This window comes from Azospirillum sp. TSH100 (genome assembly GCF_004923295.1).
Classification (GTDB): Bacteria; Pseudomonadota; Alphaproteobacteria; order Azospirillales; family Azospirillaceae; genus Azospirillum.
The window spans coordinates 681808-694878 of the sequence record NZ_CP039636.1; the positions used below are offsets into that span (position 1 = coordinate 681808).

Annotated in this window: 14 protein-coding genes; 1 reads left to right on the forward strand and 13 read right to left on the reverse strand. The window is 66.1% G+C overall.

What is annotated here, in order from left to right; genetic code table 11:
* Positions 1-31 precede the first annotated feature (31 nt).
* The 11 genes from E6C72_RS20595 to E6C72_RS20645 form a co-directional block, all read right to left on the reverse strand.
* Entirely contained in the window at positions 32-310 is a 279-nt protein-coding gene (locus E6C72_RS20595) for a hypothetical protein (protein ID WP_109087023.1), read from the reverse strand.
* Positions 300-920, reverse strand: coding sequence for an RNA polymerase sigma factor (locus E6C72_RS20600; protein WP_247875838.1), 621 nt, complete (start codon positions 918-920; stop codon positions 300-302). Before E6C72_RS20600 ends, E6C72_RS20595 begins: the two co-directional genes overlap by 11 nt.
* A gap of 34 nt (positions 921-954) precedes the next feature.
* A complete protein-coding gene (fliS, locus tag E6C72_RS20605) occupies positions 955-1446 on the reverse strand; it encodes a flagellar export chaperone FliS (RefSeq protein ID WP_109087025.1) in 492 nt (163 codons plus the stop codon).
* 63 nt (positions 1447-1509) lie between these two features.
* Positions 1510-3195 carry a flagellar filament capping protein FliD gene (gene fliD / locus E6C72_RS20610; RefSeq protein WP_109087026.1) on the reverse strand — a complete coding sequence of 562 codons (1686 nt, stop codon included), beginning with the start codon at positions 3193-3195 and terminating at the stop codon, positions 1510-1512.
* Between the two features lie 167 nt (positions 3196-3362).
* On the reverse strand, positions 3363-4187 hold the full coding sequence (locus tag E6C72_RS20615; RefSeq protein ID WP_109087027.1) for a flagellin: 825 nt from the start codon (positions 4185-4187) through the stop codon (positions 3363-3365).
* 118 nt (positions 4188-4305) lie between these two features.
* Complete coding sequence (locus tag E6C72_RS20620) at positions 4306-5211, reverse strand: flagellin (RefSeq protein ID WP_109087028.1); 906 nt, start codon at positions 5209-5211, stop codon at positions 4306-4308.
* 11 nt (positions 5212-5222) lie between these two features.
* Positions 5223-6980, reverse strand: a complete 1758-nt coding sequence (flgK, locus tag E6C72_RS20625; protein ID WP_109087029.1) for a flagellar hook-associated protein FlgK — start codon at positions 6978-6980, stop codon at positions 5223-5225.
* A 36-nt stretch (positions 6981-7016) separates the two neighbouring features.
* On the reverse strand, positions 7017-7565 hold the full coding sequence (locus E6C72_RS20630; protein ID WP_109087030.1) for a hypothetical protein: 549 nt from the start codon (positions 7563-7565) through the stop codon (positions 7017-7019).
* A gap of 109 nt (positions 7566-7674) precedes the next feature.
* On the reverse strand, positions 7675-7932 hold the full coding sequence (locus tag E6C72_RS20635) for a hypothetical protein (protein WP_109087044.1): 258 nt from the start codon (positions 7930-7932) through the stop codon (positions 7675-7677).
* Between the two features lie 16 nt (positions 7933-7948).
* Positions 7949-9259, reverse strand: coding sequence for a flagellar hook protein FlgE (gene flgE / locus E6C72_RS20640; RefSeq protein ID WP_109087031.1), 1311 nt, complete (start codon positions 9257-9259; stop codon positions 7949-7951).
* A 35-nt stretch (positions 9260-9294) separates the two neighbouring features.
* Positions 9295-9996: a flagellar hook assembly protein FlgD gene (locus tag E6C72_RS20645; protein WP_247875839.1), complete on the reverse strand. Its 702-nt coding sequence runs from the start codon at positions 9994-9996 to the stop codon at positions 9295-9297.
* Here E6C72_RS20645 and E6C72_RS20650 point away from each other — a divergent pair.
* A complete protein-coding gene (locus E6C72_RS20650) occupies positions 9917-10222 on the forward strand; it encodes a hypothetical protein (protein ID WP_199228811.1) in 306 nt (101 codons plus the stop codon). The genes E6C72_RS20645 and E6C72_RS20650 overlap by 80 nt on opposite strands.
* Positions 10223-10264: 42 nt before the next feature.
* On the opposite strand, the gene E6C72_RS20655 is transcribed toward E6C72_RS20650, so the two are convergent.
* Both E6C72_RS20655 and E6C72_RS20660 read right to left on the reverse strand, forming a co-directional pair.
* Positions 10265-10768, reverse strand: a complete 504-nt coding sequence (locus E6C72_RS20655; protein ID WP_109087033.1) for a hypothetical protein — start codon at positions 10766-10768, stop codon at positions 10265-10267.
* Positions 10769-10939: 171 nt separating this feature from the next.
* Entirely contained in the window at positions 10940-13063 is a 2124-nt protein-coding gene (locus E6C72_RS20660) for a 3-hydroxyacyl-CoA dehydrogenase NAD-binding domain-containing protein (protein ID WP_109087034.1), read from the reverse strand.
* Between the last annotated feature and the right edge of the window lie 8 nt (positions 13064-13071).

Below are 13071 nucleotides of genomic sequence, written 5' to 3' on the forward strand. Positions count from 1 at the left end.
CGCGGCGGGGAAACCGTTGCGTCAGCTGCGTTCACATCAGCCGGGGTGGCTGATCACCATCTTCGTCAAAGCCGCGATCGGACGGCGGCAGGCGGAAAGCCGCGGCGAAGATGCGGTCGGCAAGATCAGGCGCTGGACGGTCTTCCGGCTGGCAAAGCGCCAACTCCATCGACACCATCTCGTCCAGCATTGCCTGCGCCTTGACCGAGCGCAGAAGAAGGCGCCGCGCATCCCTGGCCACATCGGATGGCCAGAGGGCGAGGTCGCCTCCGTAGCGATCGAGCCGATCGCGAAACTCCTCATCCGTCATCGAATGAATCCCTGGCCGCCTGCGCACTTGCGCGCAACAATAGTCTGAGCTGCTGGCGCGCACGCTTCAATAGGGACTCTACCGCACCGACGCTGATTTGCATAACGCTGGCGATGTCGGAATTGCTTAAATTTTCGTAATAAAACAGCGTCACCGCGGCGCGCTGCTGCGGCGTCAGCTTGGTCTGGGCATCGGACAGACGCGCGGCGACCTGCCGGCGATGGATGGTGCTGACCGCGTCGGGCGCATTGTCCGACGGCTCGTCCACCGCTTCCAGATCCTGGCCGACCGGCCGGCGCTTGTGGTCGATGCAGCGGTTCAGCACCACGCGATAGAGCCACGTGGTGAAGCGGGCGCCGCCGTCGTCGCTCCACTGGGTGCGCCGCTGCCAGACCTGGAGGAAGGCGTCCTGCACGACATCCTCGGCCTCCGCCTCGTTGCCGGTCAGGCGGCGGGCCAGCGCGTAGGTGCGTTTCAGATGGCGATGGACCAGCCGCCGGTAGGCCGTCTGGCTGCCGGAGCGGATTTGCGCCATCAGCGTCTCGTCGCTGTCCTCGTCCGCCGGAGTGATGACGCCGGAGGCACGCCCCCGGATCAGATCCCCGGACATGGAGCGTCCGACGCAGGAATCTTCCCGCGGAAGATCAAGCCGAGAGTCCGCCCGAGAGTCCGCCATTTGCATGATCCATCGTTCTCCCGACGACGGATGCATGCGGCCCTTTGGCCGTGGCACCGACGACAGTGGACGGCCCGCTGCGTTCTGCGGCGATGGCCTGCCAGGTCTTCAGCATGAAGGACGTCTGGCGGATGAGCGAGTCACAGGCCGCCACCGGATCCCTCCGGCTTGCGGCGGCGCCGGCCTGCGCGATCAGCCGGTGGTAGAACCGGCGAAGCGTCAGGGCGACATCCTCATTTTTGTCGAAAACCAGAATGGAATCAAGGCCCGCGAACACCATGATCGCATTTCGGATTGCATTGTGGTGCGCTTCGAACCGGTGTTCCGCGGCGGCATCGCGGGCGGCATACAGATGGGTCATCGCCCGCTCGTACAGCCGCACCACCGCCATCAGCGGCGGCACCGCGCTGTTGGCGACGGCGTAGGCATTCAGGGCTTTCGAATAGGCGGAATTGCGCATGGCGCCGTATCCTCATCATTGGATGGGCCGTGGGATGGGCCGTGGGATGGGCCGTGACCGGTATCAGCTGTCGCTGCTGCTGCTGTCGGTGTAGGTCAGCTGCTTCAGCAGCAGGGCCGCCGATTCCGCCGCGGCCTCCAGCCTGGCGTAATAGGCGGTCAGGGTGGTGCGGTAGGTCTCTGCCTTGGTCTTGATGTCGCTGGATTTGCTCTCCAGCTCGGTATCCCGCGTCTCCAGGTCGTCGATCGCGGTGGCGAGGTCGCTGTCGTAATCCGCCGACGCATCGTCGATGACGCCGAACAGCTTGTCGGCCAGCCCCTGCGAGAAATCGATGTCCACGCTGCCGCTGTTGCCGGTATAGACCAGTACGATGCCTTCATAGGCCGTGCCGCTGGCGCCGATGATGCGGTTGCCGCTGACCGTGAACAGGCTGCTGTCGCCATCGACTGAGGCCGAGGTCAGCGTCCCGTCATCGCCGCGCACGATGTCCAGGCTGAAGGACAGGGCCGAGGCGCTGCTGGTGTAGCGCAACAATGACATCTGGCTGGACGACGAGGTCATGTTCAGGCCAAGCAGTTGCTTGACCGAGTCGATGTCGGTGCTGAGGATGCTGTTCAGCGTGTCCTCATCAACTTCCAGTTCGTTGGAACTGTTGAAGGTGATGCCCAGCGATGCCATCGACAGCACGGTGCCGTCATCGGTGGTGATCGAGGTGTTGAGAGCGCTGTTGACCGACCGCACGATCTGCCGCAGCAGGCTGTCCGAAAACAGAGTCGCGTCGCTGGATGCGGTGCCGTCGCTGGTCGTGGCCTGTTGCGTCACCACGAAGTCGCGGTATTCGTTGTAGGCGTCGACGAAGCTGGTGATCGCCGATTTGATCGAGGACAGGTCGGTCGACACCTCCATCGAAACCGCCGTGTCCGGGCTGGCGCTGTAGAGGTTCAGCGTCACGCCTTCGATGGCGTCGTCGATGGTGTTGGAACTGCGGGTGATGGTGACGCCATCCACCTCGATGATCGCGTCCTGCACGGCGACCATCTCGTTCTTGATCGCGCCGTCGCTGTCGGTCAGGCCAAGCGAGGACAGGACGCCGTCGCCGCCATCGGTCAGCGAAATCGCCTCGCCCGTATTGTTGGAGGTCAGGATCAGCTGATAGCTGCTGTCGCTGACCTGCACGATGCTGGCGGTGACGCCGCTGGTCGATTTGTTGGCGTTGATCGCGTCACGCAGGTCGGTCAGGCTGTCGTCGCTTTCCATCGAGATGGTGACGGCGCTGCCGTCGGCCGCCTGGAGCGTGAAGCTGCCAGAGTAGCCCAGCGCGTCGGTCTTGCTGCTGGTGCTGTCGGCAGCGATCTTGTGCTTTGTCGCCAGCTGTTGAACCACCACCGAATAGGTGCCGACCTCCGTATCATCATCCACCGTGGCGCTGAACACGTCGTCGTCGCCGACATAGGCGGTCCGCTGGCTGAAAAGGTTGGACGACCCGCCGGTCGAGGTGCTGCGGTTGCGCAGACCGTCGAGGGCGTCGTTGACCGCCTGGAGCTTGTCCTGAAGGTCGGTGTAGGCGGTGATCTTGGCTTCGTTCGCGGTGATCTTGGTATCGATGCGGTCGGCCTTGCTGAGCCTTGCGTTGACCTTCGCCTCGATCAGCGCGGAATAGTCGATGCCGGTTCCCGAACTGCTGGAGGACAGCGCCGAATAGCCGGTGCTCGCTGCTGTGCTGGTGGAGGTGGAGCTGACGGTGGTCATGGCAAGGCTCTCCCGGTTCCGGCCGCGGACTGGGCGGCGGATGGCACGGCGATGCGGGTTTACGCGGCGCTGACGAAGGAAGGAAACGGCCGCCGGGAGACGCGCGCCCCACGAGTGTGTGAGGCTGTGTGGGACGCGGCACCCTTGCCCGGCGGCCTTGCGAACCGTCAGCGGAGAAGGGAGAGTAGATTCTCCGGCATCGAGTTCGCTTGGGAGAGCACAGCGATGGCGGCCTGGGTCAGGACCTTTTCGGACGAGAGCTTCGATTGCTCCTCGGCCACGTCGACGTCCATGATGGCGGACTGGGCGGCCTCGGTGTTCTCGATGGTGGTGTCGATCATGTCGCTGCGGAATTCAAAGCGCGAGATCAGCGCGCCGACGTCGGCGCGGGCGTCCGACAGGGTGGTCACCGCGGTGTCGAGCGCGGTCAGCGCGGCGGCGGCGGTGGCCGAGGTGCCGACATCCAGCGTGTTGATGCCAAGCCCCGTCGAGGTGACGCCGGCGATGGTCACGGTGATGTTGTCGTTCGACGTGGTGCCGACGCGGAAATTGACCCCGGTCGACCAGTTGGTCGAGCCATCCAGCAGCGATTCGTCGTTGAAGCGGGTGCCGGAGGCGATGCCGTCGATTTCGTCCTGCAACTGCTGGAACTCGGCATCGAGGTAGGAGCGCTCGTTGTCGGTGACCGATCCGGACAGCGACTGCGTGGCGAGCGACCGCATGCGCTGCACGATGTCGGAAATGCTTGACATGCCGCCGTCGGCAGTCTGCAGGATCGACGATCCGTGCGAGGCGTTGGTGGCCGCCTGGTTCAGCACCGTGATGTCGGACTGCAGCGAGGTGCCGACGGCGAGGCCGGCGGCGTCGTCCGACGCCTTGGTGATGCGCGAACCGCTGGCGATCTTCGAGACCGAGTCCGACTGGTTGGTCGAGTTGATGTTCAGGTAACGAAGGGCCGAATTGGAAGCCGTGTTGGTCGAGATGACGGGCATGATGTGGTCTCCTGATCGAACCGGGCCGTTTCGGCGACCCTCACTGGGACTCACGGGGGATGGGGCGAAAGCTGGCGCAGTTTTTCGATCGGGTTAGCGCTTTTTTGCGCCCCTCCGGTCACAGGTATTTGGACAGGTTGTTCTCTTCGAGGATCTTCATCAGGCTCATGGTGGCCTCCAGGGAGGCCTGGAGCTGGGACAGCTTGGTGGTCGATTCCGCCAGATCGACGCTGCGGATGTCGTCCACCTGGGTTTGCAGAACCAGCTGCTCGTCCACATGGCGGTCGATGGTGTTCTCCAGCGACGAGCTGGAGGCACCCAGCTTGGCCTGCACGATCGACAGTCCGTCAGTAGCGTCGGAGGCGAGTTGCGTCGCTTCGGCCAGCAGATCGTCGTCGACCGGATCGGTCGACATGTTGGCGATCAGGCTGAAGGCGCGCAGAGCCTTCTCGTAAGCCGGCTGGTCGGCGGTGGTGCCGTAGGACACGACGAAATCGTCCGACGCCTGGAAATGGGCGATGGTGGAATCGCCCTGGTAATAGCTGGTGTCGGAACTCGACGGATAGGTCGCGGTGGTGTAGCTGTCGAGGTCGACCGCCGGCTGGTCGGTGCGTCCGCCGGCGAAGAGATAGCGGCCGTCCTGCTGCGTGTTCAGCAGCCCGCCGAATTCCTGCATCAACTGGGCGGCTTCGGCCACGACGCCTTCGACGCCGGCCGCGTTGTCGCCCTGCAGGCCAGTGATGAGTGCGCTGAGCCGGGAGGTCAGATCGGACATGCTGCCGACGGCGTCGTACATCGACTGGATGCGGCCGTTCACGACCTCCCCCTCGTCGATGTACTGTTCCAGCCGGCGGTAATGGCTTTCCAGATTGACCAGCCGGCCGCTGTCCGACGCGATGCCCTTGTAGTCGGTGGAGTTCAGTCCGGACGACGAGCGGATCTGTTCCGCGGCCACCTTGGCCTCGGCCTTCATCATGTACTGGACGAGCGTGTTCTGATGGTTGTAGGTCGCGACCCGTTCCATCGCGGTCTCCTCTACTGGACCATGTCGAGCGCCGTGCTGAACATCTCCTGCAACGTCTTCATGACCGCGGCTGCGGCCTCGTAGGCGGATTGCAGGGTGGAGATCGCGGCGGTCTCCTCGTCGACATTCACGCCGCTCTGGGACGAGAAGGTTGATTCGAGGCTGCTGGTGTAGGTGTTCTGGCTGTCGTAGGCGGTGGATGCCTTGTCGGCGAGCGTCGCGGCACCCTGGATCACCGCGCCGGCATAGCCGGAGAAGGTCGTCTTGCGGGCACTCAAGGACCCGGCGGCGTCAAAGCTCTGGCTGTCGGAAAAGGCGGCCGACAGCGCCTTCGCCACCGAGCCCTCGCCGCTGGTCAGCACCGTGTCGCCGGCGGTCAGCCCGCTGGTGGAGGACAGGGCGCCGGTGGCGAGCAGGCTGCTGTCGTCGGTGATCCGGGTCGCCACCTTTATGTCGGACGCCCCGGTGCCGGTCAGCAGGTCGTTCATCCCGTAGGCGTCGGAGAAGGAACCCGTGGTTCCGTCATTGGCGTCCCCGCCCAGCGCGATGCCGTTGCTGGCGCTGTTGGCGGAGATCACCAGCTTGCCATCCGAGGAGATCGAGGCCGTGGCGTTGCTCATCGTGTTGATGGCGTCGACGACGTCCTGAAGGGTCGATTTGGTCGACAGGTCGATGTCGAGCACTTCCGCCGCCGTGCCGGAGCTGTCGGTGACGGCGACGCGCAGCGTGCCGCTGGTCACCTTCAGCGCATCGGTCGCCGAGACGGTCTCGGTGCCGGTCAGGCTTTGCGGGGCCGGGTAGGAGGTACCCTGGTTCTGGATGCTGTTCAGCGTGTCCATCAGGGTGGTCGCCAGTTCGTCGAGGCCGGCCTGCTGCGCCGGCAGGTCGGTATCGCGCAGCTGCACCAGCGCGCCCAGCGTTCCGCCGAGCGACGAGCCGGTGATGTCGACCCCGTTCAGCATGATGCCGTTGAAGCCGCTGCTGCCGCTGGCGCTGTAGACCGTGCTGGCGCTGACCGAGGCGGCCGGCGTGTAGGACAGCTCGTGAACCTTGGTATCGACCAGCGCCTTGCCCGATGCGGTGGAGACGCGCATCAGCCCGCTGTCGTCGACCTGATAGGTGACGTCGATGTTCGTCGCGAGGCTTTTCAGCGCGGTGTTGCGCTGGTCTTCCAGGTCGGTGACGTTCTGGCCCAGCGCCTTGCCCTTCACGATCTGGTCGTTCAGGGAGTCGATGGTGTTCAGCGATTCGTTGATGCTGTCGACGGTGGTGGCGATCTCGTCGTCGGCCTGGGCGCGCAGCGACTGCACGGAGGAGGACGTGGTGCGCAGGGTCTCCGCCAAGTCAGACAGATCCTGCACGGTGGCGGCCTTGGCGCTCTCGCTTTCGGGAGAGGTGGCGAGCGTGCCGAGCGTGTCGGCCAGCGCGTCGATCATCGACCCGATGTCGGTGCCGCTGGTATCGTCGTCGCTGACGCTGCCGAAGGCCGACTGCATCTGGTCGAGATAGCTGTTGCGGGTGTCGGCGTAGCCGAGGTCCGACTGGGCCGAGACCAGCGTCTTCAGCAGATAGCGATCCACGTTGCTGGTGGCGGCGGTGATGTCGACGCTGGCGACATTGACGCCGGTGCTGCGGGTGACGTTGGACGCCGTCTTGCGGGTGTAGCCCTCGGTGTCGGCGTTCGCGACGTTGGAGGAGGCGACGGCGATCCCGACCTCGGACGTGCGCAGCGCCGACGAGGCGATCGAACTGGCGACGCGAAGCGACATGGCAGTTTCCTCCCTCTGCTGCCGGCAGTCAGGCTGTCAGACCGTCAAGCCGACGGCATGGCCGGTGGTTCGCATCGCCACCCGCGCGCCATAGCGGGCGCCCGGGCCATAGGCCACGCCATAGACGCCGGCCGGGGCGGTCGACGCGGCGCGCAGCGCGGCGCCGATGGCGTTCTGGCGGGCCCGATGGACCCTGATCTGCGTCTCGATCTCCCGCATGCGGGCGGCCAGCGTCGGCAGCACCTGATCGGCGGCGGCCTTGGCGGCGCCGCGCACGGCGGGGGCGACGCGCTTGCTGCGTGTCTGCGCCAGCGCATCGGCCAGCCGGTCCTTCCAGGTCCGCAGCAAAGTCTGCATGTCGCCCGCCGCCAGCAGCGCGTCACGCGGCCGCCCCTCGCGCACCGCGGCCTCGGCGCGGGCGGCGGCGCGGTCCAGCTCGGCGACGAAGGTCTCCAGCACGTCCACCGCATCGACGCGGAGGAAGATGCTGGCGGAGGCCGGCTGTGCCATCTGGGTGGCGGGCTCCGCCTTGGTCAGGACGGGCTTCGGCGGGGCCGGCTTGAGCAGGGTTTGCTTGAGCGCCATGGATTTGGCTCCGGGGGTTGGATGTCTGGTTCCACGGCGGTTCGCGGGAAAGCTGGCGGTTTTTTTTGCGGTGGCGCCGGCTTTGTTTGCCGCCGTCCCATCCGGCAGATCACCGCCGCGTCGCCATCGCCCGGCCATAGGCGCTGACCGCGACATTGGCGGCGCGTCCGCGGTGGATCCTCACCCCCAGCGCGCGCTTCTCCATGTCCAGCCCGTCGATCAGCGAGATCAACTCGTCGGCCATCGCCAGCCGTTCCGTCCGGCTCGCGGTCCTCGCCAGCAGGACCCGTGCCTGCACCATAAGCCGCCGGTGTTCCAGCAGCAGGGCTTCGGCGCGGGCGAACCCCTCGTTTGGCTCGGCGGTCATCGCGGTGGTCATTGGGTCACCGCTTCATCGAGATCAGCGTATCGATCATGTCCTGCGCCGTCGTCATCACCTTGGATGCGGCGGAATAGGCCTGCTGGGCGACGATCATGCGGCTGAACTCGTCGGTCAGCTCCACGGTCGAGCTTTCCAGCGAGCTTGCCTCGATCTCGCCGGCCTTGCCGTCGCCGGCCGTGCGCAGCTGGTAGCTGCCGGACTCGTAAGTCTGGGTGAAGGTGGTGCCACTCTCGCTTTCCAGCCCGTCGGCATTGGCGAAGGTCGCGATCGGGATCTGGTAGATCGCCCGCGTCTCGCCATTGTCGAACTTGGCGCGCACGACGCCATTGCTGTCGATGGTGGTGCCGGTCAGGGTGCCGGGCTCATAGCCGTTGCCGGTCGCCGTCCAGTCGCCGATGGCGGCGGTGCTTTCGCCGGACGCGTATTGCGTCAGCCCGGTGGTGCTGTTGGCGCTGCCGAGATTCAGCGAGATCGTGCTGTCGGAGGCGCCGGTGGTCCAGCCGGCGACCGAGATGCTGATGGCGGACGGATCAACGCTGGTGGTGGTGCCGCTGCTGTCGGTCTGGGTGGCGCTGGCCAGCGATCCGTCGCTGTTGAAGGTGATCGAGATCGGGAAGCCGGAGATCGTGCCGGTGGTCGTCGTGCTGTCGGCCGAACTGGTCGGGTTCGAGGCGTTGAGCGACCAGGTGTTGTCGGCGGTCTTCTCCCACGTCATCGTCACCGAATGGCTGTTGCCCAGGGCGTCGAACAGCTCGATGTCGGTGGTGAAGCTGTCGCCCGTCGCGGCGTCGGAGGGCAGGTTCGCCTCGATGTCCTCGGTCGACGTCGCCTTCGGCGTGCCCTTGATGCTGGTCAGATTGATCGCCTCCAGACTGTCGGTGGAGGTCTTGTTGCTGGCCGTGATGTTTCCGTCGCTGCCCACCGCCCAGCCATAGAGGTAATAGCCCTCGGAGTTGGTCAGGTAGCCGTTGGAGTCGGCGGAGAAGGAGCCGTTGCGGGTGAAGTAGGTGCCGCCGTCCGCCGTCTTGTTCGACACCACGAAGAATCCTTCGCCGTTCACCGCCATGTTGGTGGTGGTCGTGGAGGACTGGATCTCGCCCTGGGCGCTGACGTTGCGGGTGTTCGACGCGATGACGCCGCCCACCTGCTCGTCCACCGTGGTGGTCTTGTTGATGTAGGAGGTGAAGTCGGTCTGCGTGCCCTTGAAGCCGGTGGTACTGGAATTCGCGATGTTGCTGGAGATGCTGGCGAGCGCCTTGCTCTGGGCGGTCAGCCCGGACGTGGCGCTGTACATTGCGCTGGTGAGGCTCATGGCGGCACCTGTCTTTGAAGAATCCGGGGAGGGGGTCAGGACACCGACAGCACGTCGCTCGCCGACAGGCTGACACCGCCGACATTCAGCACCGATGTGCCGCTGGAACTGTCGACCGCGGTCACGGTGCCCTTGAAGCGGGTGGTGGTGTCGATGGCGTTGCCGCTGGAGTCGAGCGCGGTCACCGTCAGGGTGTAGGTGCCGCTGCTGTAGCTCTTGCCGTCGGTGCCGACGCCGTCCCAGGTCACCTCGTGCGTGCCGGCGGCGGTGGAGGAACTGACGTCGCTGTAGACGGTATTCCCGCTGGAATCGGTGATGGTCAGCTTGACCGAGGACGCCGCGGAATCGAGGTCGTACTCCCAGGTCGCCTCGCCGTCCTGCAACGGCGTGGTGGAGCCTTCGGCTTCGACCGTCTTGCCGTAGTAACTGACGGCGCTGCTGGTGGTGCCGAGCGAAGATGTGACCGTACTGGCGAGGTCCGTCACCGAGCTGTTCAGCGTGTCGAGCTTGTCGTTGGTCGCCATTTGCTGTTCCAGCGCCGACATCTGGACGAGCTGGGTGGTGAAGCTGGTGGTGTCCACCGGATTGGTCGGATCCTGGTTCTCCAACTGCTTCGTCAGCAAGGTCAGGAAGGTTTGGTAGGTATCGCTCGTAGACGTGGTCGACGACGTGCTCGACGAAGATGTGGATTTCGTCGAGGTCGTTGACGCCGTGGACGTGACAGAATCGACCAGCATCGCCTTCTCCACCCAATCGCGGCCCGTTCGCGGAATCCGGCTGGGATTTCGCGGCGGCTCAGGCCGATGGCTTTTCGGGAGGAGCGGCGGGCTGGCGCCGCCCCGTTCGTTCTGTGGTTACTCACGGAACGGCCGGCGAAAGCTGGCGCAGATTTTTCGGAAAAATTCGGATGGACATAAAAAGCCCCGGCTGGACGGGGTCCGGCCGGGGCGAATAGGCAGTTGAGACGACGACGACTGCGGAAAGAAAGCGATTACGGCACGGCGATCATGAGGCGTGGCGCAGGTCGGCGGAACCGGGGGAGGTCGGCCGCCTCTGCGCCGGGCTCGTGGGGAAGATGACAACCGACGGGCGGCGGTCGGACACCAGAATGGCGCCCGCGGGCTCCCGTCCGTTCAGCAGCCATTGGTAGGCGGCGGCGATCGCGACCCGGTCGCGTCCGTCTGCGGACAGGACACGCAGGCCGGACGCCGTTTCCCCGTTGGCATCGTCGCGACGAACCGCATCGCACAACGCATGACCGAGCCGGAGGTCCGACACCAGAACGGCACTGAAGCCGGCCTTGGCGACGACCGATGCCAGGGCTCCCAGATGGGACGGCGGCAGGGGGGAATTGCCGACCTCCCGCAGATCCAGGAACAGGCCGCTGCCGGCACCGGACAGCGCGTTGCGCAACGTCCCGAGCCAAGCGGAAGGAGGAGTGTCACGAAGGCCGCTGCAGGCGACGGCGTGGAGACCCCAGTCGGTGGCTGCGACGGCGATGTCCTTCATGCTCTTCCCCTTCGGTGAAGCCCGGGTTCCTCGTGCAGGTCGGCTCCGTCGATCCCGCCGACCGGGAAGCGGGCGGAGGATGAAGGAGCATCCCTGTCCACAGAGTATAGGGAAGATTCCTAACAATCAGTAACGGAAACTAGTTTCCATTCTGTAATCCGCATTCCGGATTCAGCATCCGATCGGCCGCCCCTCCGCCGCGCATTGCAGAAGCAAAGCCGACGGGCGCCATTGCGGGCCGCCGATGTCGCGATGGTAACGCTGAACCGCGTCGGCGATTTTCCCCAAACCCTCCTGGTTGGCCCAGAACAGCAGGCCGCCGCGCCAGGACGGGAAGCCATAGCCGTGCAGCCAGATGGCGTCGATGTCCACCGGCCGGGCGGCAATACCCTCCTCCAGGATCTTGGCCGCTTCGTTGACCATGACGTAGAGGCAGCGCTCGCGGACCTCCTCGTCGCTGACCGGGCGCGGCGTGATGCCGCGGCGGCGGCGGTCGTCCTCGATCACCGCCGCCACCTCAGGATCGGGGATCGGGGTGCGGCTGCCGGGTTCGTAGCGGTAGATGCCGGCGGAGGTCTTCTGGCCATAGCGGCCGCGCTCCGCGAGGGTGTCGAGCCAGTTGGGCGCCTGCGCCTCCGGATCGCCGGCCTTGCGCCGCTCCTCGCGGATGCGCCAGCCGACGTCGATGCCGGCAAGGTCGGTCATCGAGAAATGGCCGAGCGGGAAGCCGAACCCGGTTAGCACGCGGTCGACCTGCTCCGGGCTGGCGCCCTCCTCGACCAGGGCCATCGATTCCCGGCCGCGCTGGTGCAGGATGCGGTTGCCGACGAAGCCGTAGCAGACACCGACCGCCACGCCGACCTTGCCGATCCTGCGCGCCAGTCCCATCACCGTCGCCAGCACCGTGTCGGACGTCTTGGCGCCGCGCACCACCTCCAGCAGGCGCATGACGTTGGCCGGGCTGAAGAAATGCATGCCCAGCACGTCCTGCGGCCGGCCGGTCGCCGCGGCTATGGCGTTGACATCCAGCGTTGAAGTGTTGGTGGCGAGAATCGCGCCTGGCTTGCAGGTCTCATCCAGCATCCGGAAGATGGTCCGCTTGACCTCCATGCTCTCGAAGGCCGCCTCCACCACCAGATCGGCGTCGGTCAGTTCGCTGTAGGACAGGGTCGGATGGATCAGCGCCATCCGCTCCTCCACCTGTGCCGCGGTCAGCCGCCCCTTGCGGGCGGTGGCCTCGTAATTGCGCCGGATGGCGGCGATGCCGCGGTCCATCCCCTCCGGCGCGCTGTCGACCAGCACGACCGGAATGCCGGCATTGGCGAAGCACATGGCGATGCCGCCGCCCATGGTGCCGGCGCCGATCACGCCCACCTTGCGGATGTCGCGCATCGGCGTGCCGGCCGGCAGGCCGGGAACCTTGGCCACCTCGCGCTCGGCGAAGAAGGCGTGGATCAGGCCGGCACGCTGGGGCGAGGCCATGCAGGCCAGGAACAGTTCCCGCTCGCGCGCCGTGCCTTCGGCGAAGGGAAGGGTAACGGCGGTCTCGACAGCGTCGACGATGCGGTGGGGGGAGAACAGGCGCGGCTGGCGCTTGGCAAGTTCCGCCCGCTTCGCCGTGAAGAGGGCGGGATCGGTTTCTGCGATGCGATCGGTGCGGGCGCTGACCGGCTGCGGACGGCTGCCGTGGGCCAGCAGATGCTCCGCGGCGCGCAACCCGGCTTCCAATGGAGAGGTGCCTTCGTCCACCGCATCGACGAGGCCGAGCGCCAGCGCCTCTTCCGCACCGACCGGATCGCCCGACAGGATCATGTCCAGCGCCGTGGCGGCACCGATCAGACGCGGCAGCCGTTGCGTACCTCCGGCACCCGGCAGCAGGCCAAGCTTCACCTCCGGCAGGCCGAGCTTGGCCGATTTCAACGCGACGCGGACATGACAGGCCAGCGCCACCTCCAGACCGCCGCCCAATGCGGTGCCGTGGATGGCGGCGACCACCGGCTTGGTCGCGGCGTCAAGGCGCGCCACCACCTCCGGTAGGGTCGGCGGGGCGGAGGGCTTGCCGAATTCCCGGATGTCGGCCCCGGCCATGAAGGTGCGGCCGGCGCAGACGATCAGCAGCACCTCAGCCCCGTCATCGGCCAGTCCGGCATCGAGCGCCGTAACCAGTCCGCCGCGCACGCCATGGCCGACCGCATTCACCGGCGGATAATCGACGGTGATGACGCCGATGCACCCCTGGCGTGCATACTGGACAGGATTGGACGGAACCGCTTCAGTCTGGGCCGGCGACGGCATCGGCACTC

What these genes read in the sequence shown, in the direction of transcription:
- E6C72_RS20595 (WP_109087023.1), bottom strand. Translation starts at nt 310, where the DNA reads ATGACGGATGAGGAGTTTCGCGATCGGCTCGATCGCTACGGAGGCGAC.
- E6C72_RS20600 (WP_247875838.1), bottom strand. Translation starts at nt 920, where the DNA reads ATGTCCGGGGATCTGATCCGGGGGCGTGCCTCCGGCGTCATCACTCCG.
- fliS (WP_109087025.1), bottom strand. Translation starts at nt 1,446, where the DNA reads ATGCGCAATTCCGCCTATTCGAAAGCCCTGAATGCCTACGCCGTCGCC.
- fliD (WP_109087026.1), bottom strand. Translation starts at nt 3,195, where the DNA reads ATGACCACCGTCAGCTCCACCTCCACCAGCACAGCAGCGAGCACCGGC.
- E6C72_RS20615 (WP_109087027.1), bottom strand. Translation starts at nt 4,187, where the DNA reads ATGCCCGTCATCTCGACCAACACGGCTTCCAATTCGGCCCTTCGTTAC.
- E6C72_RS20620 (WP_109087028.1), bottom strand. Translation starts at nt 5,211, where the DNA reads ATGGAACGGGTCGCGACCTACAACCATCAGAACACGCTCGTCCAGTAC.
- flgK (WP_109087029.1), bottom strand. Translation starts at nt 6,980, where the DNA reads ATGTCGCTTCGCGTCGCCAGTTCGATCGCCTCGTCGGCGCTGCGCACG.
- E6C72_RS20630 (WP_109087030.1), bottom strand. Translation starts at nt 7,565, where the DNA reads ATGGCGCTCAAGCAAACCCTGCTCAAGCCGGCCCCGCCGAAGCCCGTC.
- E6C72_RS20635 (WP_109087044.1), bottom strand. Translation starts at nt 7,932, where the DNA reads ATGACCGCCGAGCCAAACGAGGGGTTCGCCCGCGCCGAAGCCCTGCTG.
- flgE (WP_109087031.1), bottom strand. Translation starts at nt 9,259, where the DNA reads ATGAGCCTCACCAGCGCAATGTACAGCGCCACGTCCGGGCTGACCGCC.
- E6C72_RS20645 (WP_247875839.1), bottom strand. Translation starts at nt 9,996, where the DNA reads ATGCTGGTCGATTCTGTCACGTCCACGGCGTCAACGACCTCGACGAAA.
- E6C72_RS20655 (WP_109087033.1), bottom strand. Translation starts at nt 10,768, where the DNA reads ATGAAGGACATCGCCGTCGCAGCCACCGACTGGGGTCTCCACGCCGTC.
- E6C72_RS20660 (WP_109087034.1), bottom strand. Translation starts at nt 13,063, where the DNA reads ATGCCGTCGCCGGCCCAGACTGAAGCGGTTCCGTCCAATCCTGTCCAG.